This window comes from Streptomyces johnsoniae (assembly GCF_031845565.1).
Classification (GTDB): domain Bacteria; phylum Actinomycetota; class Actinomycetes; order Streptomycetales; family Streptomycetaceae; genus Streptomyces; species Streptomyces johnsoniae.
In genome coordinates this window covers 265,968-282,475 of sequence record NZ_JAVREV010000009.1, presented here as the reverse complement: position 1 = coordinate 282,475, position 16,508 = coordinate 265,968, and the positions used below count along the sequence as shown (strand labels likewise).

6 protein-coding genes are annotated in these 16,508 nt (G+C 73.9%); 2 read left to right on the top strand and 4 right to left on the bottom strand.

From position 1 onward, the window contains the following. Positions 1–56 precede the first annotated feature (56 nt). The gene (locus tag RM779_RS18240) at positions 57–2,447 is read left to right on the top strand and encodes a Tex family protein (protein ID WP_311618776.1); all 2,391 of its coding nucleotides are present in this window, start codon (positions 57–59) and stop codon (positions 2,445–2,447) included. 168 nt (positions 2,448–2,615) lie between these two features. Next, a complete protein-coding gene (locus RM779_RS18235) occupies positions 2,616–3,596 on the top strand; it encodes an acyl-ACP desaturase (protein WP_311618775.1) in 981 nt (326 codons plus the stop codon). 115 nt (positions 3,597–3,711) lie between these two features. On the opposite strand, the gene RM779_RS18230 is transcribed toward RM779_RS18235, so the two are convergent. From RM779_RS18230 to RM779_RS18215, 4 genes are read right to left on the bottom strand one after another with little or no spacing between them, the layout of a single operon-like run. Beyond that, entirely contained in the window at positions 3,712–5,196 is a 1,485-nt protein-coding gene (locus RM779_RS18230) for an AMP-binding protein (RefSeq protein ID WP_311618774.1), read from the bottom strand. 27 nt (positions 5,197–5,223) lie between these two features. Beyond that, positions 5,224–6,006, bottom strand: a complete 783-nt coding sequence (locus RM779_RS18225) for a phytanoyl-CoA dioxygenase family protein (protein ID WP_311618773.1) — start codon at positions 6,004–6,006, stop codon at positions 5,224–5,226. Between the two features lie 55 nt (positions 6,007–6,061). Next, entirely contained in the window at positions 6,062–6,268 is a 207-nt protein-coding gene (locus tag RM779_RS18220; protein WP_311618772.1) for an MbtH family protein, read from the bottom strand. 32 nt (positions 6,269–6,300) lie between these two features. Next, complete coding sequence (locus tag RM779_RS18215; RefSeq protein WP_311618771.1) at positions 6,301–16,434, bottom strand: non-ribosomal peptide synthetase; 10,134 nt, start codon at positions 16,432–16,434, stop codon at positions 6,301–6,303. Between the last annotated feature and the right edge of the window lie 74 nt (positions 16,435–16,508).

Here is a 16,508-nt window from a genome sequence, read left to right as displayed (position 1 = left end):
TCCTGCCAGAATGCACAGCGCGGCGCAGAGCGCGCCGGGGAAGCGGAGCGTTGATCGTGACAGAGTCCGTCGCAGGCCGGTCCATCGAAGGCAGGATCGCCGAGGAGCTGGGCGTCCGGGAAGGGCAGGTGCGGGCGGCCGTGGAGCTGCTCGACGGCGGTTCCACTGTGCCGTTCATCGCCCGCTACCGGAAGGAGGTCACCGGCACGCTGGACGACGCGCAGCTGCGCACCCTTGAGGAGCGGCTGCGCTACCTGCGGGAGCTTGAGGAGCGGCGCGAGGCGATCCTGGAGTCCATCCGCGGCCAGGGGAAGCTGGACGACGCGCTGGAGGCCACCATCCGCGCCGCCGAGACCAAGGCCAGGCTTGAGGACATCTACCTCCCCTACAAGCCCAAGCGCCGCACCAAGGCGCAGATCGCCCGCGAGGCGGGTCTTGAGCCGCTGGCCGACGGCCTGCTCGGCGATCCGGGGACGCTGCCGCAGGCCGCCGCCGCGGCGTTCGTCGACGCGGAGCGGGGCGTGCCGGACGCGGAGGCCGCCCTCCAGGGCGCCCGGGCGATCCTCACCGAGCGGTTCGGCGAGGACGCCGATCTGCTGGGCGAGTTGCGCGAGCGCATGTGGGCCAAGGGCCGTCTGGTGGCCAAGGTCAAGGACGGCAAGGAGAGCGCCGGCGCCAAATTCGCCGACTACTTCGACTTCGCGGAGCCGTTCACCGAGCTGCCCTCCCACCGCGTGCTCGCGATGTTCCGCGGCGAGAAGGAGGACGTCCTCGACCTCACGCTTGAGCCGGAGGAGGCCGCACAGGACGCGGGGCCCTCCTCGTTCGAGCGGGCCATCGCCCACCGCTTCGGTGTCGCCGACCGCGGGCGGCCCGGCGACCCCTGGCTGCTCGAAACGGTCCGCTGGGCCTGGCGCACCCGCATCTTCGTCCACCTCGGCATCGACCTGCGCACCCGCCTGCGCACCGCCGCGGAGGACGACGCGGTCGGCGTCTTCGCGACCAACCTGCGGGATCTGCTGCTCGCGGCCCCGGCCGGCACCCGCGCCACCATGGGCCTCGACCCCGGCCTGCGCACCGGGGTGAAGGTCGCGGTCGTCGACGCCACCGGCAAGGTGGCCGCCACCGCGACCGTGTACCCGCACGCCCCCCAGCGGCGCTGGGACGAGGCGCTGGCCACGCTCTCCGCGCTCGTGCGGGAGCACGGCGTGGAGCTGGTGGCGATCGGCAACGGCACGGCGTCCCGGGAGACCGACAAGCTCGCGGGAGAGCTGATCGCCGCGCTGCCGGAGCAGCAGGCGGCCAAGATGGTGGTCTCCGAGGCCGGGGCCTCGGTCTACTCCGCCTCGGCCTTCGCCGGGCAGGAGCTGCCCGATCTGGACGTGTCGCTGCGCGGCGCGGTCTCCATCGCCCGCAGGCTCCAGGACCCGCTGGCCGAGCTGGTCAAGATCGACCCGAGGTCCATCGGCGTCGGCCAGTACCAGCACGACCTGTCCGAGGTGAAGCTCTCGCGCTCGCTCGACGCCGTGGTCGAGGACTGTGTGAATGGGGTGGGCGTCGACGTCAACACCGCGTCCGTGCCGCTGCTGGCCAGGGTCTCCGGCATCGGTACCACCCTCGCGGAAAACATCGTGGCCCACCGCGACGTCAACGGCCCGTTCCCCGACCGGGGTGCGCTGAAGAAGGTGACGCGTCTCGGGCCCAAGGCGTTCGAGCAGTGCGCGGGCTTCCTGCGCATCCGCGGCGGCGATCCGCTCGACGCCTCCGCCGTGCACCCGGAGGCGTATCCGGTGGTGCGCCGCATCGTCACGACCTCGGGCTCGGACGTGCCCTCCCTCGTCGGCAATGCCACGGCCCTGCGGGCGCTCGACCCGGCCGACTTCGTCGACGACACCTTCGGCCTGCCGACCGTCTCGGACATCCTCAAGGAGCTGGAGAAGCCGGGCCGCGACCCGCGGCCGGCCTTCAAGACCGCCCGGTTCAAGGAGGGCGTGGAGACCCTGGGCGACCTGTCGGCGGGCATGATCCTGGAAGGGGTCGTGTCCAATGTGGCGGCCTTCGGCGCGTTCGTCGACATCGGCGTCCACCAGGACGGCCTGGTCCACGTCTCGGCGATGTCCCGGAAGTTCGTCTCCGACCCGCGGGACGTGGTGAAGCCCGGCGACATCGTGAAGGTCAAGGTGCTCGACGTGGACGTGCCGCGCAAGCGGATCTCCCTCACCCTTCGGCTGGAGGAGGAGCGGGAGTCGGGCGGCACCCGGGGCGGCAAGCCGCGGGAGGAGCGGGGCGGCGGCCGGAGCGCCGCGCCCCGGCAGCGCGACCGCAGGGGCGGCCAGCGTGCCGAGGGCGGCGGGCGGCGCCGCGAAGGCCAGCCGCCGGTCAACAGTGCGATGGCCGACGCCCTTCGGCGGGCCGGTCTGCTCGACTCCGAGCGGCGCAAGCGGTAGGCGGACGCACACGTCGCGTTCGGCGGGGAAGGCCCGGGCCGTCATCGGTCCGGGCCTTCGCATGTGCTATTTCCACCATCGCTTCTTGCCAGACCGGCGAGTAACAACTTACGGTGCCGTAACCTACGGTTTCGTAGGTACATCGCTTTTGATCGGCAGGAGTTATCCGTGACCCTCGACCCCAGCACCGCCCCCGGGCCCGACGAGTGGACCGACACCCGGTTGCTTTTCGCCCTGGAGGAGGTGGTGGAGCGCGAGCTCAACCGCCATCTGGCCGCGGCCAAGGACTGGATGCCCCACGAGTACGTGCCCTGGAGCGAGGGGCGCAATTTCGACGGTCCGCTGGGCGGTGACGCGTGGCAGCCGGACCAGTCCAAGGTCACGGACATCGGCCGCACCGCTCTCGTGGTCAACCTCCTCACCGAGGACAACCTGCCGAGTTACCACCACGAGATCGCCTCGATCTTCGGCCGCGACGGCGCCTGGGGCACCTGGGTGCACCGCTGGACGGCCGAGGAGGGGCGGCACGGCATCGTGATGCGGGACTACCTCCTCACCACCCGGGCCGTGGACCCGGTGCAGCTGGAGAACTTCCGCATGGCCCACATGTCGGAGGGCTTCGAGTCGGACAATCAGCACTCGATGCTGCACTCGGTGGCCTACGTCGCCTTCCAGGAGCTGGCCACCCGGATCTCCCACCGCAACACCGGCCGCGAGTCCGGCGATCCGGTGTGCGACCGGATGCTGGCCCGCATCGCGACCGACGAGAACCTGCACATGGTTTTCTACCGCAACTTGCTGCGTGCCGCGTTCGAGCTGGCGCCCGACCAGACCATGCGGGCCGTCCGGGACGTCGTCGTCGGCTTCCGCATGCCGGGACACGGCATCCCCGGCTTCGAGCGCGCGGCGGCCCGCATGGCCATCGGTGGCATCTACAACCTGCGCATACACCATGACGAGGTCCTTCAGCCCGTGCTGCGCTTCCTCAAGACCATGGACCTCGGCGGCCTGGGCCCCGAGGGCCAGAAGGCGCAGGACGAGCTGGGCACCTTCCTCGGCGGCCTCGACACGGAAGCCACCGTGTTCGACGAGCGCCTGGCCGCCCGCCGCGCCCGCATCGCGGCCCGCGCCGAGGGCAAGTCCTCCTAGGCGACGGTGCGGGGGCCGCCTTCCGAGGCCGTGGACGGCGGGTGGGTGCCTGCCGGGTGGGGTCCCGGCTGTTCAACGCGGGCCCTGGCCCCGCTCCTGGCCACGGACCCGGCGCTCACCCGCCGAACATGTCCCGGAGCGTGGCCCGGTCGACCTTGCCGTTGGGGGTGACGGGGAAGTCCTCGACCTCCCAGTACTGAACGGGGACCATGTAGTCGGGCAGCACCTCGTGGCACGCCGCCCGCAGGTCCTCGACCGGGACCGCCGGTCCCCGGCCCCTGGCGTAGCAGGCCACGAGCTGCAGTGTCCCGCGGCGTTCCAGGCCGAAGGCGACCGCGCGCCGCACTCCGGGCACCTCGGCGAGCACCGCCTCCACCTCGCCCGGTTCGACGCGGTACCCGCGGATCTTCATCTGGTCGTCCACGCGCGCCAGGAAGTGGAAGTGCGTGCCGTCGAACCGGACCAGGTCGCCCGAGAAGTAGCAGCGCCGCGCTGTTCCGTCGACGTGCGGCAGTGTCCGGAACTTCTGCGCGGTCAGGTCCTCGTCTCCGAGGTACCCGAGCCCGACACAGTCGCCGGCGATCACGAGTTCGTCCTCCTCGCCCCCCGCGAAGGGCTGGAGAACCCCGTCGGCACACCGCAGGAGTTCGGCGCCGACCACGGCGGTGCCGATGGGCGGATGGCCGGGCCATTCCGCCGGCCGCTTCCCGAGCCGGTACTGCGTCACCACGTGCGTTTCGCTGGGGCCGTACTGGTTGACCACGGCGATGTCATCGGCGGCGCAGAACTCCCGCACCTCGTCATTGATGACCAGGCGTTCCCCCGCGACCGCCAGCTCGCGCAGCCCTGGCAGCCCGGTCTCCTCCACGGCCGCCGCGACGGCCAGCCCGTGCAGCGAGGCGAGGGGCAGGAAGCATCGGGACACGCCGTGCTCGCGGATGGTGCCCATCAGCAGGGGATAGTCCCGGCGCGTCTCGTCGTCCACGACGACCAGCGCCGCACCGCTCAGCCAGGTGGCCACCATCTCCTCGTAGACCGGATCGAATCCGATCGACGCCGCGTGCAGGGTGTGCGGAGCGACGTCGTGGCTCCAGTGCTCGACGTGCCAGATGCCAAGATTTTCCAGGACCACCGGCGGCACGGCGACGGCCTTCGGCTCCCCCGTGGAGCCGGACGTGGGGATGACGTAGCCGATCGGGCCGTCCACCGCCTCCTCGACAGGGCCGCCGCGCAGGCTGCCGATGGGGTGCGTGGGTACCGGAAAGCCGGTCGGCGGTGCCTCCTCGCTCCGTATCACCAGGCGGGCACCCGCGCTCGCGGCCACCTTCCTGGCCCGCCGTTCCGGCAGGTCCACGGCGATCGACACGACTCCGGCCCCCAGCCGCCAGGCCGCCATGACGGCAGCGCAGCGCGGCCACCCGCGGGGCGCGTGGATCGCGACGACATCGCCCGTCTTGGTTCCCAGGCCGGCGAGCGCCCCGGCCAACTCGGCCGAGTAGCGGTCGAGGTCGCCGTAGGTGTGCGTCCGGTCGTCCTCGACGACGGCCGGCGCACCGGCGTTCCGGCGCGCCGAAGCGAGAAGCCGGGTGATCAGCGGCATGTCAGTTCCCTTCCACGGCCCGGGCGGTCACAGTGCCTCCACGGGCCGCAGCGGGGTGGCGTCCCGCTCCGCCAGGAACGTCGGCCGTCGCCCGCCCCTGGGCACGTTGTGGATGCTGTTGTACGTGAGCAGCAGCAGGGTGCGGTCCACCGGTGACATGTTGGTCCCGGAGCCGTGAATCAGCCTGGGGTCGAACATCAGCGCGCTTCCCGCCTCCCCCGTGGCGGCCTCGATGCCGAACTTCTCGGCCAGCGGGGCGAGCCGGGCGGCGTCGAGCGCGTACGCCAGGTCCGCGGAGAGATGGGCCTCCCAGCCGCGCTCCGCCGCCTCGCGCCGCTGCGGGGCGACGACTCCGAGGTGCTGGGAGCCGGGCAGGAGCAGCAGCGGGCCGTTGTGCGGTGTCACGTCGTCGAGGAAGAAGGCGACGTTCGTCACCCGCGGCTCCGGCATCCCGTCCTCGCGTTCCCAGAAGATGTAGTCCTGATGCCACGGCCACAGATCCCCGCGAAGGGCCCGCTTGGCGTTCACCTTGCTCTGGTGCACGTACACCCTGCTGCCCAGGACCTGCTCCGCCGCGGAGAGTACCCGGGACAGGCGCGCCAGCCTGGCCAGCAGCGGACTGACCTGGTGGCAGCCGTGTATCCCGCGGACGGTCAGGCCGTCGTTCTCCATGACCCGGCCCGGATGGTCCCGGCCGAACAGGTACTCCGCCTCGGCGCGCACGCGGGCGGTCTCGGCCTGCGAGAGCAGCCCGGGGACCACGACGTATCCCTTGTTCCGGTAGATGTCGAGCTGGGATGTGCTGAGCATGCGTTCTCCCTCGCTGAGATCCGTTGCCGGGCTCGTGCCGCGCTCGCCGCCGCTGCTACTCCATGTCGCGAACGAGGCTGAACGGGCGCAGGTCCGTCCAGTTCCTCTCGATGTACTCCAGGCATTCGCCCCGGCTCCCGGGCCCGTGCACCACGCGCCATCCGGCCGGCACCGCGATCGGGGCCGGCCACAGGGAGTGCTGGCCCTCGGCGTTGACGAGCACGAGGAACACCCCGTCCGCGTCGTCGAAGGCGTTCGTCATCCGGTTCTCCTTTCCCTTCTCCGGCCCTCGCGTCAATCGGCCGCGAGCCGGGGGGTGATCGCTCGGGCGAGGTCGGGCAGCACCTCAGGCCGCATCAGGTCGAAGTGCCGGGCGGGCAGGGGACACACCTGTATCTCTCCGTCGATGTGGGGACGCCAGCCGTCCGCGCCGCCGGGCCCGGCGTCCTCCCGGGCCGACAGGTAGAGGGCGTCCCCGCGGAAGAGGCCCGGCGTGTGCCGCCGCCCCAGCCGCAGGTTGTTGGCCGTCACCAGCGAAACGCGGGCGAGGCGGTCCTCGTCGAGGCTGCTCAGGGCCCCGTATGCCAGATGCAGCCGCGCCAGCTCGCGGCCGTCCTCCTCGCGGGCCCGCTCCTCGTCCCCGGGGACGAAACTGTCGACGAGCGCGAGCAACGAGACCCGTTCGCCCTGCTCCTGGAGCAGCACCGCCATGGCGTGGGCCACGGCACCGCCGAAGGACCAGCCCAGCAGGCGGTAGGGGCCGGTCCGCTGCACGGCGCGGATCTGGTCGAGGTACTCGCGCGCCATCGCGTCGAGATCGTCCGGCAGCGGCTCGTTCCCCGTCGGCCCTCCGGCCTGGAGCCCGAACACCGGGATGTCCTCCGGCAGATGGCGCACCAGCCCCGCGTACGACCAGCTCAGGCCGATGACCGGGTGGACGCAGAAGAGCGGCGGCCGCCCTCCGCCCGCCCGCAGTGGCAGGAGCGTGCCGAACGGGCCGCCGCCGTCGGCGGTGCTGTCGATCCTGGCCGCGATCCCGGCCGCCGTGGGGGCGGTGAAGAGGTCGCCGATGGTGAGCCGGAGGCCCACGGCGCCGCGGATGCGATGGATGAGCCGCACCGCGAGCAGGGAATGACCGCCCAGGGCGAAGAAGTCGTCGTTCACCCCCACCCGGGGCAGCCCCAGCACCTCGGCCAGCAGAGCGCACAGCAGTTCCTCGCGCGGGGTGCGCGGCAGGCCGCGACCGATGGTCGCCGCGCGGTCCGGAGCGGGCAGCCTCCCGCGGTCCACCTTTCCGTTGGGCATCAGCGGCAGCCGGTCGAGCACGACGACGTCGTCCGGCACCAGATGCCCCGGCAGCACGGCCGCGAGACGACTCCGCAGCACCTCGGGCGCCGGCAGCGCGGGCGCCTCGGCGGGCAGGCCACGGGCGGCCGGCAGCAGGTAGGCCGCCAGGCGGCGGTCACCCGGCCGGTCCTCGCGGACGACGACCACGGCCCGCGCGACGTCCTCCCAGGTGGTGAGCTCCGCCTCGATCTCGCCCGGCTCCACCCGGAAACCCCGCACCTTCACCTGGCCGTCCGCCCGGCCGAGGTACTCCAGGCTGCCGTCCTGCCGCCACCTGGCGCGGTCCCCGCTGCGATACATCCTGGTTCCCGGAGGCCCGTAGGGGTCGGCGACGAAGCGCTCCGCGGTCAGCCCCGGCAGGCCGTGGTAGCCGCGGGCCACCTGGTCGCCCGCGATGTACACCTCGCCGGCGACGCCGACCGGGACCGGGCGCAGTGCGGCGTCCAGCACGTGGACACGGGTGTTGGCCACCGGGCGGCCCAGTGGGACGTGCCCGGTGCCGAGACCGTCGGCCGTGCCCTGCCACGAGGTGACCAGAACGGTGGTCTCGGTGGGCCCGTACAGATTGACCACGCGGCCCAGGGAAGCGGCCAGGGAGGCGGGCAGGGCCTCGCCTCCGGAGAAGACCGTCAGCCGGTCGAGTTCGTCCCGGGGGAGGAACGGCACCAGCTCGGCGAGGGCCGAGGGCACCAGCAGCGCATGCGTCACCCGCTGTTCCCGCAGGTGGTCCGCCAGCAGGTCGATCCGGCCCGCCACCTCGTCGGGGGCCAAGCACACGGTCGCGCCGCACACCAGGGGTGCCCAGATCTCCCACACGGACGCGTCGAAGCCCAGCGGGCTGTGGGCCAGCATCACGTCGCCCGGCGCCAGCGGGTGCGTGCGCCGCAGCCACTGCATCTGGTTCGCGAGGTTTCCGCCGGTGACCACCACGCCCTTCGGGCGGCCGGTGGACCCCGAGGTGTGGATGAGGTAGGCGGGATGGCCGGGGTGGCGCCGCCCGGAGCGGGCGTCGGCCGCAGGCGTTCCCGGGGCGTCGGGCGGCCCGTCCGGCAGCGCGTCGAGCACCAGCACGGGCCGCACCTCCGCCAGGAGCCGGGAGATCCGCCCGGCGGGCAGGCCCCGGTCGACCGGCACGTAGGCCGCCCCGGTCTTCAGGACCGCGAGCATCGCCACGACGAGGCCGGTGCCGCGTGTCAGGAGGAGACCGACGTAACGTTCGGGGCCCGAGCCCCGCCCGGCCAGGTGCCGGGCCAGCGAGGAAGCACGCTCGTCGAGTTCCGCGTAGGTCAGCGACCCACCGGCGCAGCGCACCGCGACCGCCCCTGGCGACCTGGCGGCCTGCTCGGCCACGAGGTCCACCAGGGACATCGGAGGGAACGGCACCTCGGTGTCGTTCCACTCCCGCAGCCTCTCCCGTTCCTCGCCGGACAGAACGTCGAGTTGCCCGATGGGCCGGTCGGGCTCCGCCACGGCCTGCTCCAGGAGGCGCAGGAGCGTCCCGCCGAGCCGTCCGGCCGTCCCGGGGTCGTAGAGCTGGGACCGGTAGCCGAGCCGGCAGTCGATTCCGCCGGGCCCGCCGTCCGCCGACCGGCGTTCCGCGAAGTCGAAGGACAGGTCGAATTTGACGCCTTCGGCGTGTATCTCCTCGAAGGCGGTGCGCAGGCCGGGCAGTTCGGGCGGGTCCTGTGGCGGTCCCGAGACCGAGAGCATCACGCGGAACAGCGGATTGGCCCCGGCGGCGCGGTCGGGGTTGAGCTCCCTGACCACCAGCCCGAAGGGCACCTCCTGATGGGCGAAAGCAGCACGGTCGGCGCCTTGGACGCGCTGGAGGAGCTCCCGGAAGGTGGGGTCCCCCGAGGCGTCGGCGCGCAGGACCAGGGTGTTGACGAAGAATCCGACGGCCTCGTCCAGTGCCTCGTGCCCCCGCCCCGCCACCACGGTGCCCACGGGGATGTCGGTGCCAGAGCCGAGGCGGTTCAGCAGGGCCGTCACCCCGGCGTGCAGCGCCATGAACAGCGTCGCCCCGCAGGACCTGGCCAGCCGGGCCAGCCCCGTCTGTACGGTGGGCGGGAAGCGCACCGTCAGATGCCCGCCGCGGGGATCGGCCGGCCCTGCCGCGGCCCGCTCCGCGGGGAGACCGAGCCGGTCCGGCAGGCCGGCCAGCGTCTCGCGCCAGAAGGTGAGATGCGGCTCCTGGCCGCCGTGCGGATCGTTCCCGTCCCCCAGCAACTCCTCCTGCCACAGGGCGTAGTCGGCGTACTGCGCGGGCAGGGGGCGCCAGTCGGGCGCCGCGCCCAGGCGGCGGGCCGCGTACGCGCGGCCGAGGTCGCGCCAGAGCGGAGCCAGTGACCAGCCGTCGACGGCGACGTGGTGCAGCACCAGGGACAGCAGGTGCTCGGCGGGCCCGAGCCGGTAGAGGTTCGCGCGCAGCGGTGGTTCGGTGCCGAGGTCGAAGCGGTACGTGCGGTCGGCGTCCAGCAGCTCCCGAAGGCCGGTCTCGTCGGTGTCGACGGGGTCAAGCACAGGCGCCGTCCGGCGGGGATCGAGTATCCGCTGGACCGGGGCCCCGCCGCGTTCGGGCAGCACGGTCCGCAGCGGCTCGTGGCGCGCGATCAGGTCCGCGACCGCCGCCCGGAGCGCGGGAACGTCCAGGTCGCCGGTGAGGCGGAGGGCCAGCGGAACGTTGTAGACGGCGGCTTGGCCGTCGAGCCGGTTCAGGAACCACAGCCGCTGCTGGGCGTGGGACGCCGGCAGGTGTTCCGGTCTGCTCCCGGCCCGCAGCACGGGGTGGCCCCGCCCGGCGGTGGCCCGTTCGATCACCGAGGCCACCTGGGCCACCGTCGGCCCGGCGAACACGTCGCGGGCGGCGAGCCGGACGCCGAACTCCTTCCGCACGCGCGCCACCAGCCGCATCACCAGCAGCGAGCTGCCGCCCAGGCCGAAGAAGTCGCCGTCCCGCGCCACCCGGGGACACTGGAGCACGTCCGCGAACAGGCGCGCGACGGCTTGTTCCACCGGGCGGCCCGGCCGGTCCCCGGCGCCGTCCCCGGCGTCGGCGTCGGCCGGGGTCGGAAGCACGGCCCGGTGCACCACGCCGTCCGCAGTCAGGGGGAGCCGGGCCAGTACGGCGACTCCCGCGGGGGCGAGGTGGTCGGGCAGCCGCTCCGCGGCCCACCGGGCGACCTCGCCCCCGTCCGGCTCCGCCCCGGCCCGCGCGACCACCGCGGCGACCACGCGCCGTTCGCCGGGCGGCACCTCGCGCACCATGGCCGCGCAGTGGGCCACGTCCGGGTGCCGGGCCAGCACCGACTCGACCTCCGCCGCCCTGACCCGCACCCCGCGGCTGCGCTCCTGGCTGCCGGCCGGCCCCAGAACTTCCAGCGCTGCGCCCCGCGTGTGCCGCGCCAGGGCGCCGGTCCGGTACATGCGGCCGCCCGGCTCGCCGAACGGGCAGGCGACGAAGCGTTCCGCCGTGCCCGCAGGATCGGCGCACCAGCCGCGCACCAGACCCGCCCCGGCCAGGTACAGCTCACCGGGAACGCCCCGGGGGACGGGACGCAGCCGCCCGTCGAGCACGTAGGCGCGCACGCCCCGCCGCGGTCGCCCGTGCGGCCCGAGGGCGGCCTTGCGGAGCAGCGCGGCCCCGGCGATGCCGTCGGCCCACACCCCCCACTGGGTCACCGTGAGGCCGGGGCACTGCCCCCGCACCCGGTCCACCACGGCCGAGGGCACGGGGTCCCCGCCGAGCCATAGGTCCCTGACGCCCGCGAGGCAGCCGGGCCGCTCCGCGGCGATCCGCTGGAACAGCCCGGAGGACAGCCACAGTCCGGTGATCCCCTCCGCGCCGATCAGCCGGGCCAGCGCCGCCGCGTCCGTTCCTCCCGGCGGTGCCACCACGACACTGCCGCCGCTCAGCAGCGGGGCCCACAGCTCGTGCAGGGCGGCCCCGGAGGTCCGCGGGGAGTGCAGCAGCACGCGCCGCGCGCCGCCCGGCGCCTCGGCGTCCCCGAGCGCCAGCCCCGTGATGTTCCGATGCGTGACGGCGACCTCCGGCGTTGCGCGGCCTGCCGCGGCCGGCAGGACACAGGCCACCTGATCGGGGCGTACGGCGATCCGCGGCCGGGCGCCGCCGGGCGCCGGCGGGTGAGCGCCGATCGCCAGCACGGGCGGCTCCCGGTCACCGCCATCGGCGGCCGGGGCCCGGTCGGTGAGCACCAGCCGGATCTCGGTCCCGGCCGCTCGTCGCGCGCGCCCGGGGGCGGCGTCGGCCGGGGCGAGCGGCACGTAGGCCCCTCCTGCCTTCAGCACGGCCATCGCCGCCACGACGGCCCCGGCCGAGCCCTCGCACGCGACGGCGACGCGGTCTTCCGGCCGCACCCCGTGCTCGATCAGTACGGTGGCGAGCGCGTCGCTCCGGGCGTCGAGTTCGGCGTAGGCAAGGCTTTCCGCGCCGTCGGTCACGGCCACCGCGCCGGGCGTCCGCGCCGCCCGGGCGCGGAAGAGGTCCGGCACCGAAAGAACGGCCTCCGCCGGGTCCGTGCCGTTCCCGCCGCTGCCCACGCCGCTGCTCCTGCGCAGGATGTCCTCCCGCTCGCGGGCGTCGAGCAGTTCCACGTCCCCGATCCGCACGCCGGGGTCGGCGACCACCGCCCGAAGCAGCCGTTCCAGCCGCCGGGTGAGTGCCAGGACCGTGTCCCGGTCGAACAGGTCGGTGCCGAACTCGACCTCGCCGAGCAGCTCACCCGCCTCCCCCTGCTCCCTGAACTGCACGCTGAGGTCGAACTTGGCGACCTTGTGGTCCAGCCGCTCGGCGGCCACGCGGAGCCCCGGCAGGTCGAACGTCGCCCGCTCGTTGTTCTGCACCGCGAGAAGGACCTGGAACAGCGGATTGTGCGAAAGCGACCTTGCCGGGTTCAGCCGGTCGACCACGTCCTCGAAGGGCAGGTCCTGGTGGTCGTAGGCGGTGAGGTCCGTCTCGCGCACCCGGGCGAGCAGTTCGCGGAACGAGGGATCGCCGGAGGTGTCGGTGCGCAGGACAAGGGTGTTGACGAAGAAGCCCACCAGGTCGTGCAGCGATGCCTCCGGCCGCCCCGCCACCGGCGCGCCGATGGGGATGTCGGTGCCCGCTCCCAGCCGGGTGAGGAGCGCGGCAACGGCCGCCTGGAGCACCATGAACAGCGTGGCGTCGTGCCCCCGGGCCAGGGCGGTGAGATCCCGGTGCAGCCGGCCGTCGAGATGGAACGGCACCACATCGCCGACGAAGCCGGCCTCAGCCGGCGGGCGCCGGTCCCAGGGCAGTTCGAGCCGCTGCGGAAGCCCGGCCAGTTGTTTGGTCCAGTAGTCCAGTTGCAGGGACCGGCGGCTCGCGGGCTCCTCCTCGGCGCCCAGCAGCTCTTCCTGCCACAGCGCGAAGTCGGCATATTGCACCGGCAGCGGCTGCCAGTCCGGCCCGCGGCCCGCGCGCCGGCTCCGGTAGGCGCCCGCGAGATCGCGCCACAGCGGGCCGGCCGACCAGCCGTCTCCGGCGATGTGGTGAACGGTCCAGACGAGGACGTGCTCCTCGGGAGACAGCGCGAGCAGGTCGACGCGCACCGGGATACCGGAGGAGAGGTCGAAGGCGTGGCGGGCGCACAGGTCGAGCCGTTCCGCCAGTCGTTCCGCGGGCCACGCCTCCGCGCGCAGCCGCGGCGCGCACTCCGCGGCATCGAGCACCCGCTGACAGGGGGCGCCCTCGTGGGCGGGGAAGACGGTGCGCAGGATCTCGTGCCGTGTCAGCACGTCGGCGACGGCCGACTCCAGAGCGGCGATGTCGAGCCGGCCGGTGATCCGCCATGGATAGCACTGGTTGTAGCCGGTGCGGGAACCTTCCATCTGGTGGAGGAACCACAGGGCACGCTGCCCTCCGGAGAGCGGCACCCGCTCGGGGCGTGGGCCGGGGACGAGCGGTGGGCGGCCGCGCTCGCCGGTGAGGACGGGGGCCAGTTCGGCCGCGGTCGGCGCGTCGAAGACCGTCCGCACGGTCATCTCCAGGCCCAGTGTGGCGCGGACGCGCGCCGCGAGCCTGGCGGCGAGCAGGGAGTGGCCGCCGAGGGCGAAGAAGTCGTCGTCCGGCCCCACCTCGGGAACGTTCAGCACGTCCGCGAGAAGGCCGCACAGGATCTCCTCCCGCACGGTGCGCGGAGCGCGGGCCCCGGTCGGCCGCTGCGGGGTGTCGGGCACCGGGAGGGCCCGTCGGTCGACCTTGCCGTTCGGGGTGAGCGGGAGGCGTTTCATGACGACGCAGTGGGCCGGGAGCATGTAGTGGGGCAGCTTCCGCCGCAGCTGGCCGCGCAGTCCTGCCGCGGTCGGCTGGGCCCCGGCCGCCGGTACCACCCATGCGCACAGGCGCCGGTCGTGCCGCGTGCCCACGGGCAGGACGTGCACGGCGGCGACCTCAGCCAGGGTGCGCAGCGCGGCGGCGACCTCCCCGGGCTCCACCCGGCGCCCGCGGATCTTGACCTGGTCGTCGACCCGGCCGAGGAACTCCGTCACGCCGTCCGGCCGCACGCGCACCAGGTCCCCGGTGCGATAGCAGCGCGTTCCGTCGGGGCCGGCCAGGAAGGCGCGCGCGGTGTGCTCGCGGTCCCCGAGGTAGCCGCGGCTGACCATGGGGCCGCCGACCCACAGTTCACCGGGCAGGCCGTCCGGCACCGGCCGGCCCTCCTGGTCGGTCACGTGACAGACCACGCCGGCCAGGGGGCGCCCCAGCGGCACCACACCGTGCCGGTCCGCCTCGGCGATCCGGTCGGTCTCGCAGGTGAGCACCGACACCGTGGTCTCGGTGGGGCCGTAGGAGGTCTGCACCGCCAGGTCCGGCGCCACGCGCCGGATGCGGCGCACCAGGTCCCAGGGGCACGCCTCGCCGCCGAGGATGAGCAGTCGCCGCGGCAGAAGCGTCCCGATATCCGTTTCCGCGGCCAGCATTTCCAGCTGGCTGGGCACCATCTTGATGGCGTCCACCGCGTGTTCCCTCAGGTAGCGCGCGTACCGCTCCGGATCGGCCCCGGCATCGTCGTCCATCAGGTGCAGCGTCCGCCCCGTGGTGAGGGCGCCGAGGACGGCGGTGAGGCCCAGATCGGCCGTGTGCGTGGAGACGAGCGCGAAGGAACGGACGCCGGGCGTCGCCGCCTCCAGCGCCGGCAGGAGCGCGTTCAAGTAGTGCGTGATGTTCCTGTGTTCGACGCCGACCGCTTTCGGTCTGCCGGTGGAGCCGGACGTGAGCACCGCGTACGCGAGAGACGCCGGCACCGTCCCGGGGTCCGGGTCCGGGTCCGTGGCCGCGGGCCACGCGGGAACGTCGTCCAGGTACAGCACCTGCCGCCCGTCCCGGGGGAGGCGGGGAGCCAGCTCCCGGGTGGTGAGCACCACGCGTGCCCCGGCCAGGTCCAGCACGGCCCCGAGGCGGTCGGCGGGCACCGTGTCGTCCAGGGGCAGGTAGCAGCCGCCGGACCGCAGCACGCCGAGGAGGCCGGCGACCAGGTCGGTGCGGCGGTCGCAGAGCACCGCGACGGGCTGGTCGGGCACCACCCCGGCGGCACGCAGACGGCGGGCCACCCGCCCGGCCGCATCGCCCAGTTCCGCGTAGGTCAGGCGCCGGTCGGGGCCCACCACGGCCGTGGCGCCCGGTGCCTGCCGGGTCCACCTGTCGATGTCCCGGTGCAGCAGCCCGGTGGCGACGGTGTCGCGGGGGCCGGCGACGGCCGGGGTGCGCGCCGGGCCGAGGGGGAGGTGCGTCACCGGGCTGCCGGGGGACCGGGTCATCCCCTCCAGCAGCGCCAGGTACCAGTCGCGCCAGCGCTCCACCGTCTTCGTGTCGAAGAGGTCGGAGCGGTGGGCGAGCCGGCCGCCGAGCGTCCGCCGGTCCTCGGTGAGGTGCAGGGTGAGGTCGAACTTGGCGGTGCCGTTGAGTATTTCCTCCGTCTCGGCGGTGAGACCGGCGGTCCAGGCAACCGGCTCTCTGCCCCGCGTGTGGTTCACCATCACCTGGATGAGCGGCATGCTCCCGGGGCTCCGCTCCGGCCGGAGCCGCCTGACCACCTGCTCGAACGGCACCTCCGAGTGGTCGAGGGCCTGAAGGAGCGCCTCGCGGACCCGGCCCACCAGCTCTCGCCCCGAGGGCCGGCCGCCGAGGTCGGCGCGCACGACCACGGTGTTGACGAAGCTGCCGAGCGTCTGCTCGAACGCGGGATCGTCACGGCCGGCGACCGGAACACCGACGGCGATGTCCTCGGTGCCCGAGAGGCGGGCGAGCAGCGCCTGCCACCCGGCCAGCAGTACGGTGAACGGCGTTGCCCTGGCGGAGGCGGCGAGCTGCCGGATACCGGTGGCGAGCGGGGCGGGGAACGAGAGCGGAACGGAGCCTCCGGCGCCCTCGGCCCGGTGGCCGCGCGGCCGGTCGTGGGGGAGGGGGAGCATCGATTCGAGGCCGCCGAGCCGGCCGGCCCACCACTCCACCCCGGCCGACGTGTCCTGCTCCGCCTCCCAGGCCACGAAGTCGGCGTAAGCCACCGCCGGTTCCGGGGGCGGCGGCCCCGCGCCCAGCCGCGCCCGGTAGCGGGCGGCCAGCTCCCCTTCCAGGAGGCGGAACGACCAGGCGTCCATGGCGATGTGGTGGAAGGTGAGCACCAGCAGGCTCAGAGCGTCCCCGGCCCGGTGCAGTGTCACCCGCAGGGGTGGCTGTGTGCGCAGGTCGAAGGGCCGCTGCGCCTCCGCCTCCAGAGCCGCCCGCAGCTCCGCGCGCGGCAGCCTTCCGACGACCGCGACGGGCACGCCGTCCACCGGCCCGGGAACGGAACGGGGCTCCCCGCCGCCCTCGTCGACCAGGCTGCGCAGGACCGGGTGCGCGGTGACCAGGTCCCGCACCGCGCCCAGCAGCGCCTGCTCGTCCACCTCGCCGCTGAGCCTGAGCGCGTACGTCTGGTTGTAGGCCGGACTGTCGGGCGCGTACTGCGCGGTGAACCACATCCTGGACTGCGCGGCGGAGAGGAGCCGCCCCTCGCGCGGGTCGCCGCCCGCCGGGAGCGAGGTCGCAGGGGTGGCCATGGGCAGACTCCCATCACTGTGCCGGGGCGCCCGGCCGGGCCGCTGGCCGCCGTCACCCGGGTACCGTTCGGACG